This window comes from Comamonas serinivorans (assembly GCF_002158865.1).
GTDB classification, from domain to species: Bacteria; Pseudomonadota; Gammaproteobacteria; order Burkholderiales; family Burkholderiaceae_C; genus Comamonas_E; species Comamonas_E serinivorans.
Genome location: NZ_CP021455.1, coordinates 1433815 through 1448443, shown reverse-complemented (window position 1 = coordinate 1448443; position 14629 = coordinate 1433815). Strand labels below are relative to the sequence as shown.

General features: G+C 68.9%; 13 protein-coding genes. 6 read left to right on the top strand and 7 right to left on the bottom strand.

Annotated features, from left to right (window positions below):
• From CCO03_RS06170 to CCO03_RS06160, 3 genes are all read left to right on the top strand, one after another.
• Positions 1-1176, top strand: a complete 1176-nt coding sequence (locus tag CCO03_RS06170; RefSeq protein ID WP_087278635.1) for an acyl-CoA dehydrogenase family protein — start codon at positions 1-3, stop codon at positions 1174-1176.
• Between the two features lie 13 nt (positions 1177-1189).
• Positions 1190-2305, top strand: coding sequence for an acyl-CoA dehydrogenase family protein (locus tag CCO03_RS06165; RefSeq protein WP_087278632.1), 1116 nt, complete (start codon positions 1190-1192; stop codon positions 2303-2305).
• 564 nt (positions 2306-2869) lie between these two features.
• Positions 2870-3118: a GlsB/YeaQ/YmgE family stress response membrane protein gene (locus CCO03_RS06160; RefSeq protein WP_087278629.1), complete on the top strand. Its 249-nt coding sequence runs from the start codon at positions 2870-2872 to the stop codon at positions 3116-3118.
• 564 nt (positions 3119-3682) lie between these two features.
• Here the strand turns inward: CCO03_RS06160 and rpiA are convergent.
• Positions 3683-4369: a ribose-5-phosphate isomerase RpiA gene (rpiA, locus tag CCO03_RS06155; protein WP_087278626.1), complete on the bottom strand. Its 687-nt coding sequence runs from the start codon at positions 4367-4369 to the stop codon at positions 3683-3685.
• A gap of 115 nt (positions 4370-4484) precedes the next feature.
• Here rpiA and CCO03_RS06150 point away from each other — a divergent pair, with 115 nt between their 5' ends.
• From CCO03_RS06150 to CCO03_RS19535, 3 genes are all read left to right on the top strand, one after another.
• Positions 4485-5552 carry a quinone-dependent dihydroorotate dehydrogenase gene (locus CCO03_RS06150; protein ID WP_418236041.1) on the top strand — a complete coding sequence of 356 codons (1068 nt, stop codon included), beginning with the start codon at positions 4485-4487 and terminating at the stop codon, positions 5550-5552.
• Positions 5553-6169: 617 nt separating this feature from the next.
• Positions 6170-7867: an AMP-binding protein gene (locus tag CCO03_RS06145; RefSeq protein WP_087284293.1), complete on the top strand. Its 1698-nt coding sequence runs from the start codon at positions 6170-6172 to the stop codon at positions 7865-7867.
• 378 nt (positions 7868-8245) lie between these two features.
• Positions 8246-8404 carry a hypothetical protein gene (locus CCO03_RS19535; protein WP_157667528.1) on the top strand — a complete coding sequence of 53 codons (159 nt, stop codon included), beginning with the start codon at positions 8246-8248 and terminating at the stop codon, positions 8402-8404.
• A gap of 75 nt (positions 8405-8479) precedes the next feature.
• Here CCO03_RS19535 and CCO03_RS06140 read toward each other — a convergent pair whose 3' ends face one another.
• The 6 genes from CCO03_RS06140 to CCO03_RS06115 form a co-directional block, all read right to left on the bottom strand.
• Positions 8480-9376: an alpha/beta fold hydrolase gene (locus tag CCO03_RS06140; protein ID WP_335583034.1), complete on the bottom strand. Its 897-nt coding sequence runs from the start codon at positions 9374-9376 to the stop codon at positions 8480-8482.
• Positions 9377-9589: 213 nt separating this feature from the next.
• Positions 9590-10036, bottom strand: coding sequence for a type II 3-dehydroquinate dehydratase (gene aroQ / locus CCO03_RS06135; protein ID WP_087278621.1), 447 nt, complete (start codon positions 10034-10036; stop codon positions 9590-9592).
• Positions 10037-10202: 166 nt separating this feature from the next.
• Positions 10203-10580, bottom strand: a complete 378-nt coding sequence (locus CCO03_RS06130; RefSeq protein ID WP_087278618.1) for a hypothetical protein — start codon at positions 10578-10580, stop codon at positions 10203-10205.
• 213 nt (positions 10581-10793) lie between these two features.
• Entirely contained in the window at positions 10794-11885 is a 1092-nt protein-coding gene (gene nagZ / locus CCO03_RS06125) for a beta-N-acetylhexosaminidase (protein WP_087284287.1), read from the bottom strand.
• A gap of 250 nt (positions 11886-12135) precedes the next feature.
• Positions 12136-12597 (bottom strand): holo-ACP synthase, encoded by a 462-nt coding sequence (gene acpS / locus CCO03_RS06120; protein ID WP_087284284.1) that lies wholly within the window; start codon positions 12595-12597, stop codon positions 12136-12138.
• 421 nt (positions 12598-13018) lie between these two features.
• Positions 13019-14446 carry an ATP-binding protein gene (locus tag CCO03_RS06115; RefSeq protein WP_087278615.1) on the bottom strand — a complete coding sequence of 476 codons (1428 nt, stop codon included), beginning with the start codon at positions 14444-14446 and terminating at the stop codon, positions 13019-13021.
• Positions 14447-14629 lie beyond the last annotated feature (183 nt).

Here is a 14629-nt window from a genome sequence, read left to right as displayed (position 1 = left end):
ATGGATCTTGCCTACACCCCTGAAGAACTCGCCTTTCGCGACGAAGTCCGCGATTGGGTCAACGCCAACCTGCCCAAGGCTCTGGCCGACAAACAAAAAAACGGCCTGGAACTGACCAAGGAGGACATGCAGTCCTGGCAGAAAATCCTGGGCAAAAAAGGCTGGCTCGGCGCCGGCTGGTCCAAGGAATTTGGTGGCCCGGGCTGGACCGCAGTGCAAAAGCACCTGTTCGAAGAAGCCTGCGCAGCGGCCGGTGCCCCGCGCATCCTGCCGTTCGGCCCCGTGATGGTGGCGCCGGTCATCATGACCTATGGCAACGCCGAGCAACAAAAGCGCTTCCTGCCTGGCATCGCCAGCGGCGAAGTGTGGTGGAGCCAGGGCTATTCGGAACCCGGTTCGGGCTCTGACCTGGCCTCGCTGAAGACGCGCGCCGAGCGCAAGGGCGACAAGTACATCGTCAACGGTCAGAAGACCTGGACCACGCTGGGTCAGTTCGGTGACTGGATCTTCTGCCTGGTGCGCACCAACACCGAAGTCAAGCAGCAAGCCGGCATCTCCTTCCTGCTGGTCGACATGAAGTCGCCTGGCGTGACCGTGCGTCCCATCAAGCTGCTGGACGGCGGCTTCGACGTGAACGAAGTCTTCTTCGACAACGTGGAAGTGCCGGTCGAAAACCTGATCGGTGAAGAAAACCAGGGCTGGACCTACGCCAAGCTGCTGCTCTCGCACGAGCGCACCAACATCGCCGACGTCAACCGCTCCAAGTACGCCCTGGAGAAGCTCAAGCAAGTGGCCAAGGCCGAAGGCGTGTGGGAAGACCAGCGCTTCCGCGACCAGATCGCCCTGCTCGAGATCGACATCCTGGCGCTCGAAATGCTGGTGCTGCGTGTCCTGTCGGCTGAAAAGTCGGGCAAGAACTCGCTGGACATCGCCGGCCTGCTGAAGATCAAGGGCTCCGAGATCCAGCAGCGCTACACCGAGCTGATGATGCTGGCCGCCGGCCCCTACAGCCTGCCCTACATGCGCGAAGCCATGGAAGCGGGCTGGCAAGGCGACCAGGCCATCCAGGCCCTGGCTCCCCTGGCCCCGGCCTACTTCAACATGCGCAAGACGACCATCTACGGTGGTTCGACCGAAGTGCAACGCATCATCATCGCGCAGACCGTGCTGGGCTAAGGAGACTGTTAACATGGATTTCGATTTCTCAGAAGACCAACAAGCCCTGCGTGACGCCGTTCGCAAGTGGGTGGACAAGGCGTACGACTTTGAATCGCGTCGCAAGGCCGTGACGGCCGGTGGCTTCTCGCGCGACACCTGGAACCAGCTGGCCGAACTCGGCCTGACCGGCCTGGCCGTGCCCGAAGCCCAAGGCGGCATGGGCCTGGGCCCGATCGACGCCATGGTGGTGCTCGAAGAAGCCGGCCGCGGCATGGTGCTCGAGCCCCTGGTGCAAGCCATCATCAGCGGCGTGGTGCTCTCCAGCTATGCCCCTGAAGCCGTGCAAGGCGCCTGGCTGCCCAAGGTCGCCTCGGGCGAAGCCTTGATCGTGCTGGCCTACCAGGAACGCAAGGCCCGCTACGACCTGACCAAGGTCGACGCCAAGGCCACGCAAGCCGGCGGCGCCTGGACCGTCACCGGCCAAAAGGGCGTGGTGCCCGCCGCCGACCAGGCTGACGCCTTCATCGTGCCCGCCGTGGCCGACGGCAAGGTGGCCCTGTTCCTGGTCGAGCGTTCGGCTCAAGGCGTGGCCACCACCGGCTACGTCACGCAGGACGGCTCGCGCGCGGGCGACCTGACGCTGAACGGCGCCACCGCCACGCTGATCACGGCCGACGGCGCTGCGGCTCTGCAGCACGCCGTGGACGTGGGCATCGCCGGCGTCTCGGCCCAGGCCGTGGGCGCCATGGACAAGTTCATGGCCCTGACCGCCGACTACCTGAACCAGCGCAAGCAGTTCGGCGTGGCGCTGTCCACCTTCCAGGGCCTGCGTTTCCGCATGGCCGAGATGAAGATGGCCCTGGAACTCGGTCGCTCGATGAGCTACTACGGCACCCTGAAGCTGACCCAGTCGGCCGACGACCGCAAGACGGCCCTGGCCCGCACCAAGGTGCAGATCGGCAACTCAGCCCGTTTCCTCGGCCAGAACGCCGTGCAGCTGCATGGCGGCATCGGCATCACCGACGAGTACGTGGGCAGCCATTACTTCAAGTACCTGACGCAGATCGAGATGAACTTCGGCGACTCGATGTACAACCTCGGCGTCGTGTCGGCCAACATGAAGGACTTCGTCAGCGTGGCTGAATAAGCTCAGGCCTGACTCCCTGCACAACCCCGTCCCGCGACGGGGTTTTTTCTTGCCGGTTGATGTTCCTCGCCTGCATGTTCGTTGGGGTATAGACTCAATCCCGTTTCTCCAGAAACGGCAAACACCTCATACTCCATTCATCAATTCGAGGCAGGAGGCAGGAGGCAGGAGGCAGGAGGCAGGTGGCAGGTGGCAGGTGGCAGGTGGCAGGCAGCAGGCCAGCTTGCTGCCACATCCGTGCGGTCAGCCAAGCTGCGGGCACCCCGCCGCGACAGCGTGCCCACGATGGCCATGGGGCCGGGTCTCGCGGCCCTGGCGCTGGGCCCGCCTGGAGGGTCGATGACCGCATCAATGACCGCCGATCCTGCAGGCGTCCGCCGACGCAGACCGTTGCCAGTCGGCTGCACCGCACACCGGCCGCCCGCGCCACCGCCGTGGCCGCCTTCGCTGGACCGGCGCGCGCGTGCATATCCCTCGATTCCCCGCACCGGGCATCCCAGGCGTCACAGCCGACACGCACACATTGGCTAGACTCGGCGCATCGTCACACCGAAAGGACTCGTCATGAGCATCATCTGGACCATCCTCATTGGCCTCGTCGTCGGCCTGATCGCTCGCGCCATCAAGCCCGGCAACGACGCCATGGGGTGGATCATGACCATCGTGCTGGGCGTCGTGGGTTCTCTGGCGGCCACCTACGGCGGCCAGGCCATTGGCCTGTACCAGCCCGGTCAGTCGGCCGGCTTCATCGCCTCGGTCATCGGCGCCATCGTCGTGCTGTTCATCTACGGCCTGGTCAGCGGCAAGAAGTAAGCGCTGCCACCCCCGACTTCGAGCCCCGACGCGCCAACGCTCGGGGCTTTTTGCTGCCCGCTCGAACGGTGGTCATGCACCGCTGCAGCTGACGCGCCCGCCGCACGCGGCGAAACCCACCACTCATGCGCTGGCGGCCTCAGACGCTCTGCATTCGGGATGGTTGCTCGTTCCACGTCGCGCCGCGTGCGGGCAAGACGTGAGGTGGCCCAGCAGGCCGCCCAAGCCCGCGCCTCCGCCATCACCGCGGGCCGGGCTCGACGTCTGGATCTGCTGCTCGGCCCATGAACGGGCAGATGGGTGGGCGCGGCGCTTGCCCACGGTTCGGGGCCCGCGCCTGCCCGGCGCATCCCGCATCAGGCCGTGAGCACTCACGATTCACCGATGGGGTATAAGCCAATTTCCGTTCATGATCCATCGGTGATGGATGCATACTGCAAAAAATTGGCTTGTATCTGATGCCAAGACTGCACCGCGTGCCGTGCGGGCATGAAGCCTTGGCCAGCGGCAGGGGCCTGTCACCTCAACTGCAGCAACTCCTCGCCCACCGTTCGCGGCTTCGCGTCAGGCGAAGGTCAGCGTCTGCACCCCTTGGGCCGTGCCCAACAGGCACACGTGAGCACGCTGGTTGGCGAACACCCCCACCGTCACCACGCCCGGCCACTGGTTGACCTCGCGCTCGAACGCCAGCGGATCGGTGATCTGCAGGCCGCGCACGTCGAGGATGTGCTGGCCGTTGTCGGTCACCAGCGGGGCGCCGTCCTTCAGGCGCAGCGTGGCCTCGCCACGCGTGCCCTGCACGCCGGCGGCAAAGCGGCGCGCCACGGCCTGCGCAGCCATGGGGATGACCTCGACCGGCAGCGGAAACGCCCCCAGCGTCTGCACCCGCTTGGACTCGTCGGCGATGCAGACGAACTGCCGCGCCTGGGCCGCAACGATCTTCTCGCGCGTGAGCGCGGCGCCGCCGCCCTTGACCATGTAGCCGCGGCCGTCGATCTCGTCCGCCCCGTCGACGTAGACGCCCAGCTCGCCCACCTCGTTGGCGTCAAACACCGGGATGCCGATGGCCCGCAGGCGCGCGGTCGAGGCCTCGGAGCTGGACACCGCGCCCTGGATCTGCCCGGCCATGCCGGCCAGGGCATCGATGAACTTGTTCACCGTGGAGCCCGTGCCCACGCCCACGATCTCGCCCGGCACCACGTACCGCAGCGCGGCCTGCCCCACCCATGTTTTGAGTTCGTCTTGCGTCATTTGAGAAAATCCGTGCCAGTTCAACGCGCGAAGCCTTGCCTTCGGCGCCCAAAAACCCCGAATTATCCGACCAATGCCACTGCCCTACGCCCTGCTTCGCCCTGCGCTCTTTGCCATGGACCCCGAATCCGCCCACGAGCACATGATGGATGCGCTGGCCAAGCTGCAGCACAGCCCCCTGGCCTGCGCCTGGGGCAACCCGCAGGTGAACGACCCGATCCGCCTGGCCGGCATGGACCTGCCCAACCGCGTGGGCCTGGCCGCGGGGCTGGACAAGAACGCGCGCTGCATCGACGCCTTTGCCGCCATGGGCTTCGGCCTGGTCGAAGTCGGCACCGTCACCCCGCTGGCCCAGCCCGGCAACCCCAAACCCCGCATGTTCCGCCTGCCCGAGCACGACGCGCTCATCAACCGCCTGGGCTTCAACAACGACGGGCTGCAGGCCTTTGTGCGCAACGTGAAGGCGGCGCGCTGCCGCCAGCCCGGCGCCCGCGCCACGGCCACGCGCATGCGCCTGGGGCTGAACATCGGCAAGAACGCCGCCACCCCCATCGAGCGGGCCACCGACGACTACCTGATCGGCCTGGCCGGCGTCTACCCCCATGCCGACTACGTGACGGTCAACATCTCAAGCCCCAACACCAAGAACCTGCGCGAGCTGCAGGGCGACGAGGCCCTGGACGCGCTGCTGGCCACGCTGATGGGCCGCCGCGCCGAGCTGGCGCAGGAGCACGGCGCCGAGAAGCCCTTGTTCGTCAAGATCGCGCCCGACCTCGACGACGCCCAGGTCGCCGTCATCGCCGCCACGCTCAAGCGCCATGGCTGCGACGCCGACAGCGGCCAGCCCACGCAGCGCCTGGGCGTGATCGCCACCAACACCACGCTGAACCGCGACGCCGTGGCCAGCCACCGCCATGCGGGCGAAGCGGGCGGCCTCTCGGGCAAGCCGGTCTTCGCGGCCAGCAACGCCGTCATCCGGCAGCTGCGGGCCGCGCTCGGCCCCGACTTTCCCCTCATCGGCGTGGGCGGCATCGGCTCGGGCGCCGACGCCGTGACCAAGCTCCGTGCCGGCGCCGACGCCGTGCAGATCTACACCGGGCTGATCTACAAGGGCCCGGCCCTGGTGCACGAAGCGGCCCAGGCCATTGCCCAGGCAACTGCCAAGGCGCACACCCAGGGCTGATCGCCGGGCTGGGGGGCGGTGACCACATCGGGCACGATCGCCGGCCTCGCAGCGCCAGCTCGCCATGGCGCGGCGTGCTTCGCGCAGGCGCTTGGCGCGCAAGCTGCGCCTTGGTGAACGAAGCGGACCAGCATCTCGGCCGTGCATGGCCTCCGCCACGTCGTGCGAAGCGTCGACTGACCCCACATTGGCTTCTGAACACCGCGGCCACCCCGTCCGAGGTTTTGCACCGTACGTCGCCGTACGCCCTTGTCGCCGTTGGCTTGGCTTGGCTTGGCTTGGCTTGGCTTGGCTTGGCTTGGCTTGGCTTGGCTTGGCTTGGCTTGGCTTGGCTTGGCTTGGCTTGGCTTGGCTTGGCGTGGCGTGGCGTGGCGTGGCGTGGCCAGCAGTATCCGAGCATGCCGATCAATTACTCAACGGAATCAGGCCATACTGCCGTTTTGTCGATTGGGCGACAGCCCGCCATGCCGCGACCCCGTCGAATGGGCCTGGTCAGCACCCCCGAAGGCTGGCCTCGACCTGACCTGGAGACCGAACATGGGCCACGCACCCCACCGCCGCGCCACCTTGCCTCACCCGCTTCATCCGCTTCACCGCTTCGGCGCCGGGGTGGCCGCATGACCGGCGCCAGCGCCACCCAGCCCTGGCTGCAGCAGTACGCCCCGGGGCAGCCCGCCCGCATCACGCCGCAGTTCAGCCACATGATCGACCTGCTGGCCGCGGCCCTGGCCGCCGCGCCCGACCGGCCCTTCATCCGCTACTTCGACGGCCAGCTCACGCTGCGCGAGGTCGACGCGGCCGCCGACGCCCTGGCCGCCCAGCTGCAGGCGCGCGGCTTTGCGCCTGGCGACCGCCTGGCCGTCTACACCCAGAACAACCCGGCCTTCGTCATCGGCCTGCTGGCGGCCTGGAAAGCCGGTGGCGTGGCCGTGCCGGTCAACCCCATGAACAAGCAGCGCGAGCTGCGCTACATCCTCGGCAACTCGGGCGCGCAGGCGCTGCTGTGCCTGGACGAGCTGTGGCATGAGGTCGTCGCGCCCATGCTGGCCCAGGGCGATGGCTCCCAAGGTGATGGCGCCCAGAACGACGACGGTCCGCTGGCCCTGAAGACGGTGGTGACCACCAGCGCCCTCGACTGGCAATCGCGCACCGACCGGCGCGTGCTCAGCCACAGCGAGCGCCTGCCGGTTCCCCACGGCGTGGTCGACCTGCTGGCCATCGCCCGCAGCGGCGACCGGCCGCGGCCGCTGGCCAGCGTCCCCAGCGCCAACGACCTGGCGCTGCTGACCTACACCTCGGGCACCACGGGCAAGCCCAAGGGCGCCATGAACACGCACGGCAACCTGGCCTTCAACGCCCAGGTCTACCGCGACTGGGTCGGCGTGCAGGCCGACGACGTGGTGCTGGGGCTCGCGCCGCTGTTCCACATCACGGGCCTGGTGGGCCACATGGCGCTGGCGCTGAGGGTGCCGTGCACGCTGGTGCTGTGCCACCGCTTCACCCCCGAGGTGATGCTGGATGCCATCCGCGAGACGCGCCCGACCTTCACCATCGGCGCCATCACGGCCTTCCTGGCGCTGATGAACCACCCGGGCGTGACGCGCGCCGATTTCGCCAGCTTCAGGGCCATCTACTCGGGCGGCGCGCCCATCGCACCGGCCACGGCCGACGCGTTCGAGCGCCTGACCGGCCACGTCATCCACAACGCCTTCGGCATGACCGAGACCTGCTCGCCCTCGCACATGGTGCCGCTGGGGGTGAAGCCCCCGGTCGACCCGGTGAGCGGCGCGATGTCGATCGGCGTGCCGGTCTACAACACCACGGTGCGCATCGTGAACGACGCCGGCCAGGAGGCCGCGGTGGGTGAAATCGGCGAAATCGTCTCGGCCGGGCCGCAGATCATGCGCGGCTACTGGCACATGCCCGAAGCCACCGAAGCCGCGCTGCTGCACGGCGGCATGCGCACCGGCGACGTGGGCTTCATGGACGAGCGCGGCTGGTTCTACCTGGTCGACCGCAAAAAGGACATGATCAACGCGGGCGGCTACAAGGTCTGGCCGCGCGAGGTGGAAGACGTGCTCTACCAGCACCCCGCCGTGCGCGAGGTCGCCGTGGTCGGCGTGCCCGATGCCTACCGCGGCGAAACCGTCAAAGCCGTGGTCTCGCTCAAGGCCGGCCACCAGGCCACGGCCGACGAGCTGATCGCCCACTGCAAGGCCAACATGGCCGCCTACAAATACCCGCGCCTGATCGAGTTCCGCGACGAGCTGCCCAAGACCGTGACCGGCAAGATCCTGCGCCGCGAGGTGCGCTGACTGCCAGCGCCCGTCCGGCGCCGGCAGGTCTGTTTGCAGGCCACCCAGCCTGAGGCAGGCGCGCAGCACCTCGAAGTAGCCGCACCAGTACGCGCGCCCCGCCGCCTCGAACATGCCGATGGAGACCATGGCGCCGAATCGCGAGCCGAATGGCGTGTTTTATGCCGGGTGATGGGTGCGGTGACGCGCCAGAGGCCGGCGGACTCGGCGCGTGAGCCGCCGGTCGGCACCTGGCCAGGCCGCGCGTGATCGGTGTAGCGCCGCCGATCAGCCCATAGGGTGTAGTTCAATGGTAGAACGGTAGCCCATCAGAAGATGGACCAGCATGAGCCATTTATCCTCATAAAATAAACGGCACTCACCCCATACTGGCTGACAATGTCACGCAAAGCCAGCGCCTGGCTGCGTCAAGTGCCTGCACCGATCAAGGCCCGCGCCCTGGTGCACCGCCTGCCCGCCGACGTGGACTGGCCCGAACCGTCCGCCTCGCCCTCATCGGCCGGGCGCTCGGTCAGCCACGACGCCAGCGCCCGATGACCGGCTCAGGCGCCTGATCGGGTCACGTGGCCCCGGCCAACGGTCCTGCGGCTGGACGCGGCGGCCGTCGGGTGCTCAGGCCAACACCTGGGCCAGCGCGGTGTTGAAGGCCTCGGGCGCTTCGAACTGCACCCAGTGGCCCGCGCCCTCGATGAGCTGCATGCCCTTGAACTGCGGCGCGGCCTGCCGGTAGGCGGCTTCGAGCTGGCCGATCCAGGCTTTGTAGAGCGCGTCGTACTGGCCGTAGATGGCATAGACCTCGCTGGTCACCGGGGGCAGCGAGCGCGCGAGGATGTCGGTGTGCGCGAGGCGGCGACGGCCGCCGCGGTCGTTGGCCATGTTGGCCTTGTGGATCTCGAAAGCCAGGCCTTCGATGTTCTGCGGGTGCGCCAGCATGAGCGCGCCCAGGTTGTACTTGTGGATGGCGTCGCGCTCGGCCTCGGTCTCGAGGTGGCGCCAGGCCTTGAGCTCGAACTGGCGCTCGGGCACCACGCCCATGGCGGGCGCGCCCACGAACACCATGCGCTGTGCGTTGACGCGCCGGGGCTCGCCCCGGCGCTCACGCTCGGCTTCAGCCGCCAGCATCAGGCCAGCCGACAGGCCGCCGAACGAGAAGCCGACGAGGTGGATCGGCCGGCCCTCGAACAGGTTGGCCAACCCCTGCGCCAGGGGCTCGCTCAGCGCGTCGGCATCGCCGCCGCGGTCGGGCTTGTCCGATTGGCCGAAGCCCGGCAGGTCGGCCGCCACCACGTAGCGGCCGGCATCGACCAGCGGCAAGATCGCGTGCACCCAATGCGTCCAGCTGCCGCTGCCGCCGTGGAACAACACCACGGGCGGCTGCGCGCTGTGGGCGTTGCCCCAGGCGTACCAGCTCATGCGGCCGCCATCGACGGGGGTGAAAAAACGCGTGGCCTGGGCCAGGCGGCTGCGCACGGCTTCGGGCAAGGACGGGGGGGTATCGATCAACGGCACATCGGCTCCTGGGCTGGGCGTGGGTCGCAAGCCGTCCGCGGCACGCCGCGAGGGCTTGCAGACCGCCACATGGTCATACAAATGGGGTATGCATGCCCTGCCGTTCACAAGAAAACGGAGACCGGGCCATACTGGCATGCATTGCTTGCGTGCGGCCCCTCTCGGGGCAATTCAGGTGATCGGGGCCATTGGGCCGGTCGGCTCGGGCCGACCTCATGCGCCATCCGCCAGGCCGCGCAGGGCCAGCGCATAGCCGGCCACGCCAAAGCCACACATCACGGCTTGCGACACGGGCGAGAGGTAGCTGTGGTGGCGAAAGGCCTCGCGCGCGTGCACGTTGCTGATGTGCAGCTCGATCACGCGCAGCTGCGCGCCCTTGATGGCGTCGTGCAGGGCCACGCTGGTGTGCGTGTAGGCCCCGGCGTTGATGACGGCCCCCACGGCCTGGCCCGCCTGCTGCGCCTGGCCGGCGGCGTGGATCCAGTCGATCAGGTCGCCCTCGTGGTTGCTTTGGCGAAAGTCCAGCGCCAGGCCCAGCTCGGCACAGGCTTGCGCGCACAAGGCCTGCACGTCGGCCAGGGTGTGGTGGCCATAGACCTGCGGCTCACGCTGGCCCAGCAGGTTGAGGTTGGGGCCGTTGAAGACGAAGGCGGTTTTCATGGCGGCGTGGTCAAACTTGGCGAAAACCCCAAGTTTAGTGGCTGCGTACGCCAGGCCCGGTGAGGCTCTGTCACGTCATCGGCACAGGAGCAGCCCGCCTCATGGGCGGCCCAAGCGCCTGGCGCCAGCATGACGATGGCGCCCGCCCCTGAGCGGGGTACTGGCCTCAGCCGTGCGCCTTGCGCGCACTCACATCGCTGACGTCCATGCGGCCGGCGCGGCCAAAGCGGCGCTGCGCCAGCGGGGCGCGTGCGGCACTGGCGGCAGTGTCACCGGCATCGGCCGCCGCGCCCGGGTTGGCGTGGTCGGCGCCATGCGCGGCCTGCCGGCGCGCCTGCCACATGGCTTGCGAGGCTGTGCGCGCCTGGCGCAACTGCGTCCACCAGGCACGGCGGCCGGTGAGCATGGCCCACACGCCGGCCAGCGCCAAGCCCAGCATCAGCATCAGCGTGACGGTCAGCGCCGCCAGTCCTGCCGTCAGCCACAGCAGCACGCGCACGGCAGTGGCCAGAAGATCGGACAGGACGCGGGAAACGGTGTTCATGGCTCTCGGTATGGGGGCGGATGCCCCGTTGCAGTCAAAGGATGGGGGCCTGCCGTTTTGGCCGGCCCGCATGGTGTTCACATGATCCGCGAGAACGGAATTTCAAGGGCGGTCGCAAGGATTTTTGCCTGCCTCATGCCAGACATGACGGGGTATGAACCCACTCCCAATGAATTCATGAACCACCCAACAGCATACCCTGATATCCATCGATCACGGCAACAGCGCCAGGGCCTGCCGATAGCGCGGGCTCACCATCAGGCTGTCCCAATCGAGGGCGGGCGTGGCCGGCAACAGCGCCTGGCGACGCAGGGCGCTGGCGCGGCTGGGCTGCCAGCCTCCCTGCACCACGGCGCGGGCCACGGTGTCGATGACCTCGTCGAGCACGGCGCCGCCGCCCAGGGACTGGTTGCAGATCAGCGCCAGATCGCAGCCCGCCCGCAAAGCCTCGAGGGCGGCCTCGGCAAAGCTCAGCTCACGGCCGTCGAGCTGGCGGGCCGCCGCCATCGACAGGTCGTCGCTGACGATGGCGCCCTCGAACCCCAGGCGCGCACGCAGCACGTCCTGCAGCCAGCGGGCCGAGAAGCCGGCGGGTCGCTTGTCCACGCGTGAGTAGATAACGTGCGCCGGCATCACGGCGGTGAGCGCGGTCTGCAGCCAGGCGTAGGGCATGGCGTCGTCGGCCAGGATGGCCTTGAGCGACCGCTTGTCCACCGGCAGGGCCACGTGCGAGTCTGCCGCCACGAAGCCATGCCCCGGAAAATGCTTGCCGCAGTTGGCCATGCCAGCCTGCAGCAGCCCCAACATCAGGCTTTTGGCCAGCGTGGCCACCACGCGCGCGTCGGCATGGAAGGCGCGGTCGCCGATCACCTGGCTGTCGCCCCAGTCCAGGTCGAGCACGGGCGTGAAGCTGAAATCGACGCCACAGGCGCGCAGCTCGGCCGCCAGCACATAACCGGCGGCCGTGGCGGCGTTCTGGGCCCGCATGGCGCCCTGACCGGCACGGGCATTCGCACCCCGGCCGTCGTTCAGCCACAGCTCGCCCAGCGTGCGCATGCTGGGCAGGTGCGTGAAACCGTCGGTGCGGAAGCGCTGCACGCGGCCGCCTTCGTGGTCGGCGGCAATCAGCAGGTCGGGCCGCACGCGCTTGATGGCGGCGCACAGCTCGGTCAGCTGGGTGCGGCTGGCCCAGTTGCGCGTGAAGAGGATGACGCCACCCACGAGCGGGTGGGCCAGCCGGCGGCGGTCGTCGGTCGTCAGGCTGGTGCCGGCAACGTCAAGGATGAGGGGGGCGTGTTCAAGCATGGTGGGCAGGCCGCGCGGCCTGAGAGCTGCGGTGAAGGCGTGGGCCAGGTCCGGCGACTGCGGCGCGTGCAACGGGCACGGGCTTCGCCGGCGGGGTTGCGCAATTCTAGGGCGCGGCGGTCACCGCATCGACCCAGTCGGGGGCGGCGCTCACCAGCAGCCGGCCGAACGGGGGACCGTGCTCGTCGCCCTCCCCCCAAAGCCCCGCAGGCAGGCGCCTTCGCACAGAGGCGCCCAGCCGGCTGGAGGTTCAGGCCACGGGCCCGCGCTCGGCCACGCAGAAGCTGGTGGCGTAGTCGCTCTCGTCGCTGACGGTGATGTGAAAGCGCAGGCCGCGCTCGTCGCACCAGGGCTTGAGGTCGCCGTGCAGCACGATGTGCGGCTGCCCGCTGGCGGCGTTGGCGATTTCGCACCAGCGCCACTGCATGGGCCAGTGCATGCCCACGCCGATGGCCTTGGAGAACGCCTCCTTGGCCGAAAACCGCGTCGCCAGGTAGCGCACGCCGCGCTCGGGCCAGCGCTCGCTGCGGCGGCGCCAGACCGCCTGCTCGCCCTCGGACAGCACGCGCTGCACGAAGCGCTCGCCGTGGCGCCCGAAGGTGTCGCGGATGCGGCGGATGTCGCACACGTCGGTGCCGATGCCGTAGATGGCCGAGCTGAAGGGCAGCGGCGACGCGGCCAGCTGCGGTGGGGGAACAGGCGTGGTGCTCATGGGGGCGATCATCGCAGCATGTCGGCAGCTTGCGGCAAGGTGCGCGCCGCAGGCGCCACCGGCCGCCAAGCCCTGGCCCTGCAGAGGGCAGGCCGCGCGCAATCGCCGATCCCGCGTCAGTCAGCCGGCAGTCGCCACACGATGGCGCAGGTCACGCAGACGGCGGGTGACCGACGCAGGAGCGGTCTGGTGTTGAACAGATGGGTGCATGTGCGTCCGGTGGCGACAGCCGGCCCACGCCCAAGAGCCACGGCCCCGACGTCAGGCCCCCAGCAATTGGCCTGGGGCAAGGGCATGCCGTGGCGGCCGCCGCTGAATGCAGCTGCTTGCAGCCCACCTCAACACCCCATCACAGGGTATCCTGTCAATGCCGATGACAGAGAAACGGTAGCAGCGCCATACCCCATCACCCAATGCCGCGTCACGCGGCCTTGGCCTGGCCGTCGTGCACCAGCCGGGCACGCGCTGCCGGCACGCGCAGGGCGAAGCGCGAGCCCTTGCCCAGGGTGCTCTGGATCAGCAGCTCGCCGCCATGGCGCTGGGCCACCTGGCGCGTGATGGCCAGGCCCAGGCCGGTGCCGCCCGACTCGCGCGAGCGGCTGTTGTCCACGCGGTAAAAGCGCTCGGACAGACGCGCAACGTGCTCGGGCGCAATGCCGGGGCCGTTGTCGCTCACGGCGAATTCGGCCTGGCCATCGGGCAGCACGGTCCAACTCACGTTCACGCGGCCACCGGGGCCGCTGTAGCGGATGGCGTTGCTGATCAGGTTGGTGCAGGCGCTCAGCCATTCGCTACGGCTGCCCACGATGTGCAGTCCGGCCCCGCCCTCGAAGCTGAGCTGCTGGGGCGGTCCCTCGGCCCAGACCTGCTCGGACAGCGCCTGCGCCTGCTCTTGGTACTCGGCGGCCATCGCCTGCACCTCGAAACGCTCGTCGGTGCCGGGCCGCGCGCGGCCTTCCAGCTTGGACAGGGTCAGCAGGTCGCTGATCAAGGCCTGCTGGCGGTCGGCCTGTTTGGCCATCAGGTCCAGGTAGCGGGCGCGTTCGGCGTCTTCCAGCGGCAAGGTCTGCAGGGTTTCGATGAAGCCCGCCAGCACGGTCAGCGGGGTGCGGATTTCGTGCGACACGTTGGCCACGAAATCGCGCTGCATGGATTCGGCCTTGGCCATGGCCGTGAAGTCCTGCGACAGCAGCAGCCGCTGCCCGTCGCCGTAGGGGTGCAGCTGCACCTTGAGCACCGATTGCGCCTGCGTCCAACGCAGCAGCGTGATGCCGCCGCCCTGGGCGTTGGCCGAGCCGGCCACCACCACATTGCCCGGCCCCGGGCGTGCGGACGGGGCCGCGGCGCGCTCGGCCGGAGGCTTGGCCTTCATCTGGGCGTGCAGGTAGTCGGCGAACAGGGGGTCGCGCACGAGGTTGGCCACGTGCTGCAGGTGATCGTGCTCGGCGTCGAGGTCGAAATGCAGGCAGGCCGAGGCGTTCATCCACTCGATGCGGCCCTGCGCGTCCAGCAGCATCACGCCGTTTGGCGAGGCCTGGATGGCGTCGAGGAAGGAATCGAGCTTGGCGCCGGCCGCGTCCAGCTTCTGGTTGCCCTGGCGCATGCGGCGGCGCATGCGGTCGGCCGCTTCGCGCCAGGCGCCCATCACGCGGGGCGGGTCGCTCAGGTCCTGCTCCAGGCTCTGGCGCAGCCAACCCAGCACGCGCGCCGCGCTCACCAGGTCGATGAGCTGCAGGCCGATGGCGGCGAGGGCCACGCCGACGGTGGCGCCCGGCCAGTCCGCCAGGTGCCAGCCCAGCGCCCCCGCCGCGACCAGGCCCACCACCACAAAGAAAAGACGTGCCAGCATGCTCGACTCGGTTGTTCAACGGCCTTGTGCCAACGGCCTCACCAGTTCACCGGCCCGGCCGCGTCGGCCCGGCCTGCTTCTGGCTGGATGCGTGTGCCCCTGATGCGGCCGCTGCGCGCGCCCCGGTGCAGCACACACCGCAGCCCGCCGGCAGACCAGGACGAAGTCCGTATGCGCGCCGGT

Coding starts and splice junctions, on each gene's coding strand:
- rpiA (WP_087278626.1), bottom strand. CDS start 4,369: ATGACGCAAGACGAACTCAAAACATGGGTGGGGCAGGCCGCGCTGCGG.
- CCO03_RS06145 (WP_087284293.1), top strand. CDS start 6,170: ATGACCGGCGCCAGCGCCACCCAGCCCTGGCTGCAGCAGTACGCCCCG.
- CCO03_RS06115 (WP_087278615.1), bottom strand. CDS start 14,446: ATGCTGGCACGTCTTTTCTTTGTGGTGGTGGGCCTGGTCGCGGCGGGG.
- CCO03_RS06130 (WP_087278618.1), bottom strand. CDS start 10,580: ATGAACACCGTTTCCCGCGTCCTGTCCGATCTTCTGGCCACTGCCGTG.
- nagZ (WP_087284287.1), bottom strand. CDS start 11,885: ATGCTTGAACACGCCCCCCTCATCCTTGACGTTGCCGGCACCAGCCTG.
- CCO03_RS19535 (WP_157667528.1), top strand. CDS start 8,246: ATGTCACGCAAAGCCAGCGCCTGGCTGCGTCAAGTGCCTGCACCGATC.
- CCO03_RS06150 (WP_418236041.1), top strand. CDS start 4,485: ATGGACCCCGAATCCGCCCACGAGCACATGATGGATGCGCTGGCCAAG.
- CCO03_RS06165 (WP_087278632.1), top strand. CDS start 1,190: ATGGATTTCGATTTCTCAGAAGACCAACAAGCCCTGCGTGACGCCGTT.
- aroQ (WP_087278621.1), bottom strand. CDS start 10,036: ATGAAAACCGCCTTCGTCTTCAACGGCCCCAACCTCAACCTGCTGGGC.
- CCO03_RS06160 (WP_087278629.1), top strand. CDS start 2,870: ATGAGCATCATCTGGACCATCCTCATTGGCCTCGTCGTCGGCCTGATC.
- acpS (WP_087284284.1), bottom strand. CDS start 12,597: ATGAGCACCACGCCTGTTCCCCCACCGCAGCTGGCCGCGTCGCCGCTG.
- CCO03_RS06170 (WP_087278635.1), top strand. CDS start 1: ATGGATCTTGCCTACACCCCTGAAGAACTCGCCTTTCGCGACGAAGTC.